This window comes from Paraburkholderia sp. GAS33, assembly GCF_050436645.1.
Classification (GTDB): Bacteria; Pseudomonadota; Gammaproteobacteria; order Burkholderiales; family Burkholderiaceae; genus Paraburkholderia; species Paraburkholderia phenazinium_B.
The window spans coordinates 23,116-36,550 of record NZ_JBNDMP010000012.1 but is presented as its reverse complement, the minus strand read 5'-3'; the positions used below and the strand labels follow the sequence as shown (position 1 = coordinate 36,550).

The 13,435-nt window shown below is 60.7% G+C and carries 14 protein-coding genes; 11 read left to right on the top strand and 3 right to left on the bottom strand.

Translation table 11 applies throughout. The features are described 5' to 3' along the window. The first annotated feature begins 216 nt into the window (after positions 1-216). Positions 217-1,422, top strand: a complete 1,206-nt coding sequence (locus tag P3T24_RS29790; RefSeq protein ID WP_429410683.1) for a porin — start codon at positions 217-219, stop codon at positions 1,420-1,422. Positions 1,423-1,552: 130 nt separating this feature from the next. On the opposite strand, the gene P3T24_RS29785 is transcribed toward P3T24_RS29790, so the two are convergent. After that, the gene (locus tag P3T24_RS29785; protein ID WP_074267463.1) at positions 1,553-1,870 is read right to left on the bottom strand and encodes a DUF6566 family protein; all 318 of its coding nucleotides are present in this window, start codon (positions 1,868-1,870) and stop codon (positions 1,553-1,555) included. A gap of 105 nt (positions 1,871-1,975) precedes the next feature. Here P3T24_RS29785 and P3T24_RS29780 point away from each other — a divergent pair, with 105 nt between their 5' ends. After that, positions 1,976-2,482, top strand: a complete 507-nt coding sequence (locus tag P3T24_RS29780) for a TraR/DksA family transcriptional regulator (protein ID WP_429410685.1) — start codon at positions 1,976-1,978, stop codon at positions 2,480-2,482. 29 nt (positions 2,483-2,511) lie between these two features. Here the strand turns inward: P3T24_RS29780 and P3T24_RS29775 are convergent, their stop codons facing one another. Next, positions 2,512-3,429, bottom strand: coding sequence for a LysR substrate-binding domain-containing protein (locus P3T24_RS29775; RefSeq protein WP_429410687.1), 918 nt, complete (start codon positions 3,427-3,429; stop codon positions 2,512-2,514). A gap of 176 nt (positions 3,430-3,605) precedes the next feature. On the opposite strand from P3T24_RS29775, the gene P3T24_RS29770 reads away from it, so the two are divergent. From P3T24_RS29770 to P3T24_RS29755, 4 genes are read left to right on the top strand one after another with little or no spacing between them, the layout of a single operon-like run. Then, positions 3,606-4,304, top strand: a complete 699-nt coding sequence (locus P3T24_RS29770) for a pirin family protein (RefSeq protein ID WP_429440234.1) — start codon at positions 3,606-3,608, stop codon at positions 4,302-4,304. A 47-nt stretch (positions 4,305-4,351) separates the two neighbouring features. Then, complete coding sequence (locus tag P3T24_RS29765; RefSeq protein WP_074267467.1) at positions 4,352-4,774, top strand: DoxX family protein; 423 nt, start codon at positions 4,352-4,354, stop codon at positions 4,772-4,774. 7 nt (positions 4,775-4,781) lie between these two features. Beyond that, a complete protein-coding gene (locus P3T24_RS29760) occupies positions 4,782-5,633 on the top strand; it encodes a pirin family protein (RefSeq protein ID WP_429440232.1) in 852 nt (283 codons plus the stop codon). Positions 5,634-5,691: 58 nt separating this feature from the next. Continuing rightward, a complete protein-coding gene (locus tag P3T24_RS29755; RefSeq protein WP_429440230.1) occupies positions 5,692-6,528 on the top strand; it encodes an aldo/keto reductase in 837 nt (278 codons plus the stop codon). Positions 6,529-6,623: 95 nt separating this feature from the next. On the opposite strand, the gene P3T24_RS29750 is transcribed toward P3T24_RS29755, so the two are convergent. Beyond that, a complete protein-coding gene (locus P3T24_RS29750; RefSeq protein WP_429440229.1) occupies positions 6,624-7,802 on the bottom strand; it encodes a LacI family DNA-binding transcriptional regulator in 1,179 nt (392 codons plus the stop codon). A 116-nt stretch (positions 7,803-7,918) separates the two neighbouring features. Here P3T24_RS29750 and P3T24_RS29745 point away from each other — a divergent pair, with 116 nt between their 5' ends. From P3T24_RS29745 to P3T24_RS29725, 5 genes are all read left to right on the top strand, one after another. Further along, on the top strand, positions 7,919-8,911 hold the full coding sequence (locus P3T24_RS29745) for a substrate-binding domain-containing protein (RefSeq protein ID WP_429440227.1): 993 nt from the start codon (positions 7,919-7,921) through the stop codon (positions 8,909-8,911). Positions 8,912-8,981: 70 nt separating this feature from the next. Beyond that, positions 8,982-10,520, top strand: coding sequence for a sugar ABC transporter ATP-binding protein (locus tag P3T24_RS29740; protein WP_429440225.1), 1,539 nt, complete (start codon positions 8,982-8,984; stop codon positions 10,518-10,520). Beyond that, positions 10,513-11,523: an ABC transporter permease gene (locus tag P3T24_RS29735; protein ID WP_429440224.1), complete on the top strand. Its 1,011-nt coding sequence runs from the start codon at positions 10,513-10,515 to the stop codon at positions 11,521-11,523. The genes P3T24_RS29740 and P3T24_RS29735 overlap by 8 nt, the downstream gene beginning before the upstream one ends. Beyond that, positions 11,478-12,470: an ABC transporter permease gene (locus P3T24_RS29730; RefSeq protein WP_429440223.1), complete on the top strand. Its 993-nt coding sequence runs from the start codon at positions 11,478-11,480 to the stop codon at positions 12,468-12,470. Before P3T24_RS29735 ends, P3T24_RS29730 begins: the two co-directional genes overlap by 46 nt. Then, the gene (locus P3T24_RS29725; RefSeq protein WP_429440221.1) at positions 12,467-13,342 is read left to right on the top strand and encodes a sugar phosphate isomerase/epimerase family protein; all 876 of its coding nucleotides are present in this window, start codon (positions 12,467-12,469) and stop codon (positions 13,340-13,342) included. Before P3T24_RS29730 ends, P3T24_RS29725 begins: the two co-directional genes overlap by 4 nt. The last annotated feature ends 93 nt before the right edge of the window (positions 13,343-13,435 follow it).

Below are 13,435 nucleotides of genomic sequence, written 5' to 3'. Positions count from 1 at the left end.
AGAAAGCTTCATCGGCCCCAGCTTGCGACATCCGAACGCGCTTTCCGACAGGAGACCAGGGTTCGAAGCACGTGATAAGGATAACTTATCGTCATGAACGGCATTTCTGGAGATGCGTGACGACGAGAGCGATAACTGGGTGCCGGGATGGCAGCCGGACAATTTCGTGCGGCATGACATGCCGCCATAACTCCAACGACAACAAAGGATGATCAGATGAAACGCTACAAGGAAGCCGGGTTTGTACTCGCTGGCATGACGGCCATGCTTGCGACAGGGACGGTGTTTGCGCAAAGCAGCGTCACGCTGTACGGGATTGTGGACACGGGGGTGGGTTACCTGAGCAGCCAGGCTCCGTCGACTGGCGCGACCAAGGGTGGACAATCGGTGGTCAAGCTGGTTGAAGGGGTGTGGGGTGGCGAGCGCTTCGGCTTCAAGGGCGTTGAGGACCTGGGCGGCGGCACCAGGGCGATCTTTCAGCTCGAAGAGGGTTTCAATGCCGACACCGGCGCATTGAGCAAGGCCGGCCTGATGTTTAGCCGCGCTTCCTGGGTGGGCCTGACCAACGATACCTACGGTACGTTCACGGCAGGGCGCCAGTACACGCCTTACTACAACATGCTCGCGCAATACGGTCCGACGCCGTGGCTGACGGGTGCCTTCGGTGCCCATCCGGGCGACCTCGACGCGCTCGATACCGATTATCGCGTCAACAATGCCCTCGTCTACACGTCGCCGTCATTCGCCGGGTTGAAGATAAGCGGCATGTACGCGTTGGGCGGAGTAGCGGGCGCCTTCAATTCGGGCGCATCGTGGAGCGTCGGTGCGCAATACGTGGCTGGCGGCGCGGGCATAGGCGTCGGCTTTGCGCGCTTTGACAATGCAACGAGTGGCGGCGGCGCCTGGAGCTCGAGTTCGACCGCCTATTCCGGCACGGGCGAACAGGGTGAATCGAGCATCACGAATGGTTATCAGAACGCGGCAGCGCAGCAACGCTTCGCTGTGACCGGCGGCTATCAGTTCAATCCGCAATGGGATGTTTCGGCATCCTATTCGAATGTGCAATATATCGCGGGTCCGAACTCAGGCTTCTCGACGACCGCGATCTTCAACACGGGCGGCGCGGTTCTCCATTACCGGCCGGTGGTGTCGTGGGATCTGGCCGTTGGCTATAGCTACACGCGTGCTACCCAGGCCAACGGTGTCCAGGATGCGGCGAGTTATCAGCAGATCAACCTGACCGAGCTCTATAACCTTTCCAAGAGAACTCGCATCTATGTGCTGGAGGCGTTCCAGCGGGCTAACGGCCAGACGATCGATAACGGCAAGGTTGTTACCGCAACGGCGGCCATTGCCGAGCAATCTGCTGCGTCGTCCCGTAGCCAGTTCGGCGCGACTATCGGTATCAATCACCAGTTCTGATAGGGCATTGTGGTACCGTCGAGGACCTATCGTTTGAGGATTTTTGCAGGATGAAAATCCCGCAAAAATCCTCTGAACGCGAACAGAACCCGCTTCGCCGGGTTCTGTTGCACTCCTCGGCCTTCTGGCTTTACGCGTCGATTTCAGGGCCACGCGATTTTTCCTGCACATCGCGAAACCAGATTTCCGCACGGGACCGGTCGACCACCCATGAGTGCGACCGCGGCGTGTTGAGTTCACGCTCGATGAACCGGCTCCCCCACTCGACTGCGTCTCTAATCGCTTCCGCTTCAGTCCGCCATTCGGGTTGAACGGTCATGGGACGATGTTCGACAACTTTTCCCGCGCTATCTTTCAGGCTCACGCTTGTGACCCAGGCGCCGAACTTGTTGGTCTCAGGGGATATAACGATTTCATATCCGCCGTAAGAAACGGTGCTCTCTGCCATCGTGTTCTCCTTTTACGTTGCTGATCGAAACCCGTTTGCGGTTGCGCGGTTGCTTCTCGCTGACCGAGCCCAATCATGCCACTTCCGCGTGTTCGTGACATGCTCATGGCATTCGTCGCCGGTATAGGCATTGCGGCCGCATGCGTTCGGCGCGATGATGGTCGTTCATGTGACGAAATCGCGAAACGCGGATCACGCTGCGTTCCGTCTATTGCCGTAAGGGAGAACACCATGCCGGATCAATCAGGTGGCTTGAGTGAGGCGTTTATCGCGCAACAACGCACGCGTCTCGAGGCGCTGCGTCGGCAATTGCTCGGTACAGAAGAGGGCACGATTGCCGATGAGCGTGCGTCCCAGGAGGAGCACGGCGACGAGGCCGAGGAATTCGAGGACGACGCGCAAGGAATGGCGCAGGATGAAATCAACCAGTCGCTGCGTAACACGAATGACCTGCGCATCGGCGATATCGAGCGTGCCCTGCAGAAGATCGATGAGGGCACCTACGGCTTTTCGGACAAAAGCGGTGACCCGATTCCAAAAGGCCGGCTAGAGGTGATGCCGGAGGCGATCTATACGGTTGAGGAACAGGGGCGCCGGGAGGCCGGCAACTGAGTCGTGGCGCAGGAGGCTGACTTGCCACTCTAGTGCGCCGGGTTCAAACCTTCGCACCCCGAAACGAGTGCGTCGAGCAGGTGACGCACCGCCGGAACCATGCCTCGGCGCGTGGGGAAGATCGCATGCACGAGACCCGGTGTGCTGGCCAGACCTGGCAGCAGGTGCTGCAGGCGGCCTGCCTGAATATCGGCCTCGACCTGCTCCCTCGGCAGCATGGCCACCCCGACACCTGATATCGCCGCGACCCGGAGGCTGGCCAGGTCGTCGGTGGCGAGGCGCGGTCGATGCGCCCATGATGTCGCGTGTCCCTCGGCGTCGACGAGGTCCCAGACAAACCGGCCGCCGCTGCTGGCCATGGAAACGGTGGGCCATTCCTTCACCGATTCGATCGAACTGGGCGCCGGATAGCGCGCCGCCAAGGCCGGACTGGCAACCAGAATGCGGATCGACAGTCCCAACTGGCGCACCGCGAGATCGGTGTTCTCCAACGGCGGAAGCCTGACCCGGATCGCAAAGTCCAGGCCTTCCTCGACGACATCTACGCGGCGGTTGGTTGCATCCAGCAGAACCTGGACATCAGGATTCTCCTCGACGTATCGCGCGATGATCGTGGAGATGCCGGACTCCAGCAAGGCGACGGGGCAGGCAATGCGGACGGTGCCCTGCGGCCTGGCGCGCGTGCGGTCCACGATATCTTTGGCAGCGTTGGCTTCCGCTACCAGCGCGAGGCAATGCTGGTGGAACTGCCGCCCCGTTTCCGTCAAAGACAGGCTCCGGCTGGTGCGATTAAGCAGGCGGACGCCAAGTTCTTCTTCCAGAGCACGAATGCGCCGGCTGAGCTTCGACGTCTGCAGGCCGAGGCTGCGCGCGGCCGCCGTGTAGCTGCCGTGCTCGACCACCTCTGCGAAGAGCCGAAGATCGTTGAGGTCGGTGATCGCATTCATAGGCACAAGCTCGCTTTTATCGTTCTATCCTGGGCAACGATGCATTCCAATATAGGAGATATGCACGGGTTCGTTGCAAATATAGCATGTGCCTCATCAACTGTACCCGCGCCGAAACCGGCCGGTCATACAGGCGGCCTGCACCGCATTCGCGGTGGCGGGAAACGGAGGCGGACATGCTCACACACAGGCGTTGGGAATCATTGGACAGGGCGGACCACGGCTGGCTGCGCGCGAAACACCATTTCGCGGTCAGCGCCGACGGCAATCCTGCGCATGCTCCCCTGGGATCCCTGATTGTCTGGAACGACGACGAGATCGCCGCTGGCAGCGGGTTTCCGATGCACGGACATCGTGACATGGAGATCATCACCTACGTGCGTCAGGGGCTGCTCGGGCATCGGGACACGTTGGGATCCGAGGGAGTGATCAACGCAGGCGATGTCCAGGTCATGAGCGCAGGCAAGGGAATACGCCACGCCGAGTTCAATCGGGGCGAGGTGCCGCTCAAGCTCTATCAGATCTGGCTGCGACCTCGTGAAAGCGGTGGCGAACCAGCGTGGGATACGAAGCCTTTCCCAAAAGGCGACCGATCCGGGCGCTTCGTAGTCCTTGCCAGCGGGTTTGCCGGCGACGAAGGTGCGCTTCCCGTTCGAGCCGATGCGCGTGTACTTGGCGCACTACTTAAGGCAGGCGAAAGCGTTCGATACGAATTGGCGCCAGCGCGTCGCGCTTATCTCGTGGTGGCGTCGGGGCGCATCGAAGTGAACGGCGAGCCGGTTGGACCGCTAGACGGTGTGGCGATTACGACGGTCGCCACGGCGCAGATTTCAGCACTTGAAGATTCAGAACTGGTGATGGTGGACGCCGGCTGATTTCCTTTCTTGTCATCCACCTCCGTAATTTCATTTAGGAGATCGTAATGGAACGCTTTAAATTTCTTCCGCTGTTGGGCCGCATCCTGATCGGTGGGCCGTTTGTCATGAGTGGTCTCGGCAAGCTTGCGGCGTACGGTGCGACAGTTGGTTATATCGCAGCCATGGGTCTGCCTGTGCCGCCTCTCGCGTTCGTTCTTGCCGTGCTGACCGAGCTGGGTGGCGGTTTGCTGCTGCTGTCGGGCTACCGCGCCCGTGTTGTGTCAGTGGCGATGGCGGTGTTCTGTGTGGTCACGGCGCTTTTCTTCCATCACAACTGGGCAGACCAAAACCAGATGATTCACTTCCTCAAGAACGTGATGATGGCTGGCGGCCTCCTGCAGATCACGTACTTCGGTGCGGGCGCGTTCAGCCTGGATGCCCGGCTCGGACGCATCGCTTCACGTCTTTCGCCTCTGAACGCAAGCTAAGCCTGCCATGCAAACTACTGCCCATACCTCCGGCCCGCTGAGGGCCGGAAGAGCGATAGTCACACGGACAGCCGGCCGGCAACACGGTGCCGTCAAGCGGCTGGTCAGTCCGTCCGACCTTGGAGAAGTGTTGAAGCCGTTTGTCTTTCTCGACTATTTCGATAGCTCGGTGGAAGCCAACATGCGCTTTTCCATGCATCCCCATTCGGGCCTCGCCACGACGACCGTGCTGCTGGAAGGTGAAGTTGAGTATGAAGACACGACGGGCGCGTCGGGGATCATGCCGGCTGGCAGCGTCGAGTGGATGAACGCGGGGCGAGGCGTGTGGCACGATGGTCGCGCCCGAGGCGATGGACCGGTGCGCGGCTTTCAACTGTGGGTCGCGTTGCCGCCCGAGATCGAACTAGGCGAGCCCCGTAGCCAGTATTTGGCGGTGAGCGAAGTGCCTCGCATCGGTCCGGCGCGCGTTGTCCTGGGTCGTTATGGAAACGCCGAAAGCCCGGTAGCCGCACCGCCAGGCATCAACTATCTGTTCGTGCGGCTGGCGGCTGGAGAGCGTTGGGAATACACACCACCGGCCGGTCACGAGGTCGCCTGGGTTTGTGTTCAGCGTGGCGCACTGCGCATTGCAGATGAATCCATTGCCGACGAGCTCGTTGTGTTTGACGAGTCCGAAGACGTCCTGGCATTCACTGCCGATGAAGATTCAGAGTTCGTCCTCGGCTCCGCGATCCCTCATCCGCACGATCTCGTGCTTGGCTATTACTCGGTTCATACGTCGTCGGAAACGTTGCGTGCGGGTGAAGCCAGGATCAGGGAGATCGGGGTACAACTGCGTCGCAGCGGGCGCATCGGATAGTCCGCTTAAAGCGGTTTGCGGTTCAGGCAGTGTGCGAAGACTCTATCGGGAACACCTCATGCAAAACGTCCATGTTGGTAACGCCGCCATTCCGGCGATCGGCTTCGGCACTTACGGAATGAGCGCTGCGGAGATCTATCGACTGATTCCCGCAGCGCTTCGTGCCGGCTTTCGCCATATCGATACCGCGCAAATCTACGGTAACGAAGGCGAAATCGGCGACTGCGTCGCAGCGTCCGGCATCCCAAGAAGCGAAATCTTTCTGACGACCAAGGTCTGGGTGAGCAATTATGCAGAGAGAAACTTCGAAGCGTCAGTGGACGAGAGCCTCCGAAAGCTCAAGACAGACTATATCGATCTGCTCTTGCTGCACTGGCCGGGATCGAACGTGCCGCTGGCGGAACAGATCGCCGGCCTCAACGCAGTCGCGCGCGCCGGCAAGGTTCGACACATCGGCGTGAGCAATTTCAATCGCGCATTGATGGCGGAATCTGTGCGGCTCTCTGCGGTTCCTCTCGTGACGAACCAGTTCGAATATCACCCGTATCTGAACCAGTCCGTGCTCATTGAAAGCACGTTGCAGGCGGGGCTTGCCGTGACGGGATACTGCGGCATGGCGATTGGCCGTGTGTTCTTGGAGCCAACGCTTGAGGAGATCGCGGCCCGTTACGACAAAACCATCGCTCAGATAGTCTTGCGGTGGCTTGTACAACAGCGCGGAGTTGTCGCGCTTTCGAGGACCGCCAAGCTTGAGCGGCTGGCGCAGAACCTCGCGGTATTCGACTTCGAACTGGAGAGCGAGGATATGACGGCAATACATTCGTTGGCGACGGCGGACAGCCGGATCGTCAATCCACCTGGGCTTGCGCCAAAGTGGGACAGAACAAGCGGCTGATTAGGCGTGCCCTCGATACCTCTGCGCTTGAAGTGACTTACGGGCGATTCGCATCTCCCAGATACGTTGATGAGGCGATCAGATGAACGCACGCGTCAGCATTCGCGCCCGATCTTGATCGTCAGTTCGTCTTCCTCGACCATTTCTCCGAAGCCCGTCGGCACCATGACGAGAGGATGGTCGATTGCGTCGTGCCTGTCCGCCAGCGCGAAGGCTTCGAGGATTATCTTCTGCACGTCCTGGCGCATCATGGTTACTTCAAACGGCAGATGCACAGCAAAAGGATCCCAGTCGAAGCAACCGACCACCGTGGATTGCCAGGCCTCGCGCGGCAATTTCGACGCGAATTGAACCAGGCCCTCGAACGCGGTGATCGAATTCATCAGTAATCCTGTGGGAAGTCTGCCGAGACTTTCATAACGGCTCGCCAGCGCGCGCCGCGAAGACGATGCGCCGTATCCGAAGCATTCCACGGCATCTGCCGCGGGGCTGATCCCGCGAGCCTCGAACGCGTCGCGGTAGCCGGCAATGCGCATTTCGGTCGCATATTCGTCCACGATGCCACCCAGAAAAAGTAGTTCGCCGGGCGAACTGCCGGCGGCGATCATCTTCTCCATCAGGGCCTCGGTCAGCGCCCGCGCGCCGCCGCGATTGTCCGACACCACCGATGGTGCACCTGGGCCGGGCAGGTCGACGTTGATGCATGGGATACCTGCCGCCGAGCACAGTGCGTCGAGAGGCGTGGGATTGCGCACGCCGACGATGAACAGCAACTCCACCTGCTGCGAGATGAGCGTCTCCGTCACGCTCATTTCTACCGCCGGGTCGCGTTGGGTACTGACCACGATTGGACACAAACCGCGACTCCTCGCATGCTCCTCGAAGTTCTCCGCGAGCCCCGCAAAAAAGCGGTTGCGATAGTGCGGAAGGATCATGCCGGCCAGTCCCGAGCGAGACAGGCGCAGTCCGCGCGCTTTCATGTTCACGTTGTAGCCAAGTTGCGCGGCGCTCGCGAGGATCCGGTTGGCGGTTTCTTCCTTGATGCGATAGCGAGCCCAGGTGCCGTTCAGCACCATGCTCACCGCTGACGTCGAAGAACCCGTCGCTTTGGCGATGTCATAAATAGTCGACTTGCGTCCTGAACTGCTGCGGGCCATCTGCCTTTTACTCCCAAAGCACCATCGTTCATGTTGTGCAGACGGTAGACCTTCTGCCACCGGAAGCCATATTAGGGTATCTACCCGATTGACCCCCTCGCTGAATGGATTCAGCATTTGCTCACCGATTTGCTGAATGGATTCAGCAAACTTTGCTGAGGTTAGCGGATCGGCTCATTTCCATTACCTATCCGGGCGTTTGGCGAAGCTTGCCGAGGTCCAACGGAGGAGACATGTCAAAGAACTTCGTGCGCACACTGTGCGCAGGCATCGCCGCGTTTGCACTCGCGACAAGCCTGGCTTCGGCGTCGCCCGACAAGCCAGTCATCGGCATCGTCGTGAAGATTGGCGGCATCCCATGGTTCAACGCCATGGAGGCGGGGATCAAGAAACGCGCGGATCAACTGGGCGTCAAGGCGTTTATGGTTGGCCCGACCAGCGCGGACCCGGCGTTGCAGGTCCGGGCGATCGAGGATCTGATTGCGCAGCACGTCGACGTGATCGGCGTGGTGCCGAACGATGCGAAGGTACTGGAGCCCGTCCTGCAGCGGGCGAGAGCCGCGGGCATCAAGGTCATTACGCATGAATCTCCGAACCAGGAGAATACGGATTGGGACTTCGAACTGGCCTCGGTCAAAGGCTTCGGCGAAGCGTATGGCAAGCGCCTCGCGACCGCCATGGGCGGCAAAGGAGAGTACGCGGTCTTCGTCGGTTCGCTCACCGTGCCGTTGCACAACGCATGGGCCGACGCCGCGATTGCTTATCTGAAGGCCAATGATCCGGACATGAAGCTGGTCGGCGACCGCTATGGCGTGGCCGAGAATGTCGACGCATCGCGCCAGACGGCGCTTGATCTGATGCGGGCTCATCCCGATCTCAAGGGCATTCTGGCATTCGGCAGCCAGGGGCCGATCGGAGCGGCTCGCGCTGTCGACGAAACGCATAAGAAAGGCCAGGTTGTGGTGCTTGGACCGTTCTCGCCGGGACAAGGCAAGCGTCTCGTGCATGACGGCATCCTGACCGGCGGCTACATGTGGAATCCGGAGCAGGCGGGTGAGGTATTCGTCACACTCGGCACGATGGTCGCGAAGGGTGAACCGATCAAGGACGGCACGAACATCCCGGGTCTGGGCGTCGTGCATCCGCAGGGTCATGATCTGATCGTCGACCAGCTGGTGGATCTCAATGCCAGTACCGTTGACGATCTCGCGAAGTTAGGTCTCTGAAGCGACCTTGGTTGCCTGTCAGTCGCATTGGAGCATTCCCATGATTTCAGCGGCCTCAAAGGATCGTCCTGTGCCTGAGCGGGGACACACGAGCGAAGCGGGCGTGGTCGTCGACACCTCTCGTACGCCGCTGCTCAAGCTCGACAATATCTCCAAGATATTCGGCGGTGTGAAAGCGCTGCAGGCTATCAGGTTCGACGTGCTGCCCGGCGAGGTGCTGTGCCTCGCCGGCGAAAACGGCTGCGGCAAGAGCACGTTGATCAAGGTGATCAGCGGGGTCTATCAGCCGGAGCCTGGTGCCGCCATGCTAATGGACGGTCAGTCGATCGAGGGGTTGGATCCGGCGAAGGCGCGGGAGCTGGGCATCCAGGTGATCTGGCAGGATCTCGCGCTGTTTCCCGAGATGACGGTCGCAGAGAACATTGCTTTCGAACAGAACCTCGGGCCGCGTCCGCGCCTCGTCAACTATCGCCAGATGAAAGTGGCGGCGCGTCGCATCCTCGATCGGCTCGGCGTTTCAATCGATCTGGGCCGTTCGGTGCGTTCGTTGTCGATCGCTCAGCGCCAGATCGTCGCCATCGCCCGGGCGCTCGTTGCCGACGCGCGCCTCGTTTTCATGGACGAGCCGACGGCCTCGCTCAGTCATGCTGAAACCGAGGCACTCCTTACGATCGTGCGCCGTCTATCGGCCGACGGCATTGCCGTGGTGTTCGTCAGTCACCGGCTTGCCGAAGTGCTCAACGTCTGTACGCGCGTGACGGTGTTGCGCGACGGCCAGTACGTCGGCACTTTTCCCACGGCCGGCATGACGCAAACCCGCCTCACGGAACTGATGACGGGCCGCACCTTCGACTATGCCGTGCGCACGACGGACCTGTCCGCTGCACCTGCTGTGCTGGAGGTAGACGGCCTGACCCGACGGGGCGAATATGACGCAGTTTCGTTCTCCGTCAGGAAAGGCGAGATCCTCGGCGTCACGGGTCGCCTTGGCGCGGGGCGAACGGAACTCGCGTTGTCGCTGTTCGGCATGACGCGTCCGGACGCCGGCGCGATCAGCCTCGACGGCAAGAAATTATCGCTGGGCTCGAACCGCGACGCGATACGGGCGGGTATCGCCTATGTTTCCGAAGATCGCCTTCAGCTCGGCCTCGTGCAGCCGCAATCGATCGGCGACAACACCGTGGCCGCGGTGCTCGACGATCTTCTCGACGCCACGCGGCTGATCAGTCTCAGGAAGCGCGACGGCCTGATCAAGGACTGGATCCAGCAACTGGCGGTCAAGATCGGCAAGCCCGAGGATGCGGTCTCCACGCTGTCCGGCGGCAACCAGCAGCGCATCGTGCTCGCCAAGTGGCTCGCCACGAACCCGAAGCTGCTGATTCTCGATTCACCCACGGTAGGCGTGGACGTCGGCGCCCGAGCCGGCATCTTCGCCATCATCCATAAGCTGGCTGCCCAGGGCATGGCCATCCTGCTGATCTCCGACGAGATCCCTGAGGTCTACTTCAACGCCGACCGTATCCTGCATATGCGCAATGGCCGCATGGTGAAGGAATACGTGCCGGGTGCCACATCCATCGACCAAATCGAGCGAGACGTCCATGCCTGATCTGCGCAAACTCGGAATCGGTTCGATCGAGGCGCTGCTGATCCTCGTCATCGCCGTCATGGTGATCGGCCTTGGCGCGACGACCTCGACTTTCCTGACCTTGCCCAATCTGTTCGACCTCCTAAACCAGAGTTCGGTCAACATCATCTTTGCGGTCGGACTGCTAGTTGTACTTATCGCTGGCGGCATCGACATCTCGTTTGCGGTGGGCGCTTCCGTGGTGCAGTACCTGACCGCCTTGACGGTCATGCACCTGGGCGGAGGCAACTGGGCGCTAGGCGTCCTCGCGTCGGCCGCGTTCGGGTTTCTGCTGGGCGCCATCAATGCCACGTTCATCTACCGGTTCCGCATCGTCTCCATCGTGGTGACCATCGCGACCTTTAACGTGTTCTTTGGCGGCCTGATGTTTCTGACCGGAGGCGTATCCCTCTACGATCTGCCGGACTGGTGGATGAACCGCATTTCACTGATCGCGCTGAAGACATCAAGCGGCGTTGCCGACCTCGGGCTGCCTGTCGCCGTCATGTTCTGCACGGTCGTGGCCACCTGGTTCCTGCTGCGGCGCACGACTACCGGCAGGCAGCTCTATGCCATGGGCGACAACCCGGAAGCGGCGCGGCGCGTCGGCATCAATATCGGCGCCATGCACTACATCGCCTTTGGCTGGCTTGGCATGATGGCCGGGATCGCGGGGCTGATGCAGGCGCACTACGTTCAGGAGGTGGTGCCCAACGCGCTGTACGGCCGCGAACTGGACGTGCTCGCCGCCGTGGTGCTCGGCGGCGCGCGACTGGGCGGCGGACGCGGCACGATCCTCGGTGCGATCCTTGGCATTCTGCTCACCGCCATCACCGCGAACGGACTCAACCTGCTAGGGGTCTCTCCGTACGCGTTCAAGATGATCATCGGCGCCGTCATTCTGATCGCGATTACCTTGTCGAGCGGCGGCTTCGGTTCGTGCCTGCTGACGTCGTCGGTCTGCTCGGCTTTCTGGCTGTCGTGATCCTGGCAATGAGCCTTGCGTCCAGCCGCTTTTTTTCTGCGGATACGTTTGTCTCCGTGGCCTTTCAGCTGCCGGAACTGGGGCTGTTCACGCTGGCGATGCTGATGCCGCTGATCTCCGGCGGCTTCAATCTCGCCGTAACCTTCACCGCCAATATTTCCGGACTGGCCATGGCCTGGGTGTTGCACGCCTATGGCGGGGCAGATGCCGGCGCTGGCGTCATCGTGCTGGGCATTGCCGCGGCACTCGCCACAGGTGCCGCTTCCGGATGGGTGATGGGCGCCATCATCGCGCGCACCGGCGCAAGCCCGATCCTCGTCTCCCTCTCGATGATGATCTTCCTGCGCGGCCTCGGCGAATTCCTGACCCACGGCGGCGATATCTCCGGCTTCCCGCCCGCCGTGCTGGTGATGGGCAACGGTCTGCTGCTTGGCGTGCCGGTGCCGCTATGGATCTTCGCCGGTTGCGCGGCCGTCTGGCACGTCGTCATGACGCGCTCGCGACTTGGCTTTGCCACACGCATGATCGGCTCGAATCTCGAGGCGACGCGCTACTCGGGCATTGCCACCACACGCGCGGTCACGCGGATTTACATGCTGTCGGGTCTCATGTGCGGCGTTGCCGGCATCGTCATGCTGGCCAGTTTCAACTCGGTGCGCGTCGGTCATGGCGAGGCTTTCCTGCTGATTTCCGTACTCGCCTGCTTCCTCGGTCGAGTCGACCCGTTCGGCGGCTTCGGGCGTGTCGTGCCGGTGGTGATTGCGCTGGTCATCCTGCAGGTGATTGCCTCTGGCCTCAATCTGCTCGGTGCGAACCAACATCTCGCCACCGCCTTATGGGGTGTGTTTTTGCTTGCCGTGATGCTGCTCCGTTGGGCGTGGGCAAACGGCTTTTTTCAGTCCTTGGTCCGCAGACGCGCGACCGCATCGGGAGGAGTTGCACAATGAATACGCTTGGTGTTCACGCATTGGTATGGGCTGGCGATCTGACGCCGGAGTCGACGCGCAAGGTAATCAGCCAGACCAGGGCCGCAGGCTTCGATCTCGTTGAACTGTCGTTACATGGGCCAAAGGTAATGGACCTGGCGCTCACTCGCGACCTGTTGCAGGAGCACGGGCTGCAAATCGGCTGTTCGCGTGGCCTGACCTTCGACGCGGACGTGTCCAGCGACGATCCGGCCACGGTTGCGCGTGGCGTGGCGCTGCTGGAAGAAGGCATCACTATTACCGCCGAGCTCGGGGGCAACTACTTCGGCGGCATCCTGTACGGCGCGATGGCCAAGTATTCAGCGCCCGTCACCGTGCAGGGACGCAGGAACGCGGTCGACTCGCTCAAGCGGATTGCAGACTTCGCCTTGAAGAAAAACGTGACCCTAGGGCTTGAAGTGGTGAATCGTTACGAGAGCAACCTGCTTAACACGGCATCGCAGGCGCTCAGAATACTGAACGATGTCGATGCGCCCAATGTGGTTGTGCACCTCGACACCTATCACATGAACATCGAGGAATCGGACTTCATGCAGCCGGTACTGGAGTGCGGAAAAAGGCTCGGTTACGTCCATATCGGCGAAAGCAATCGCGGTTATCTGGGTTCTGGAACCATCGACTTCGCGCAGTTTTTCCACGCACTCGCCATGATCGACTATAAGGGGGTGGTCACGTTCGAGAGTTTCTCTTCCGCGGTCGTGAACGAACAGTTGTCCAACGCACTGGCAATCTGGCGAAACATGTGGGACGACGGCATGGATCTGGCCACACACGCAAGAAGTTTCATTGCCGGCGGGATCAATGCTGCGGCCAAAGCGAAGGCGCATCACTGAGAGTGCCGTGCTGTTCTGTTGCAAAGAGGAGCGGCAGATACAATTAGGATGCCGTATGGATTGGTGCCGTCATGCGGTTTCCCGTTGTCATAT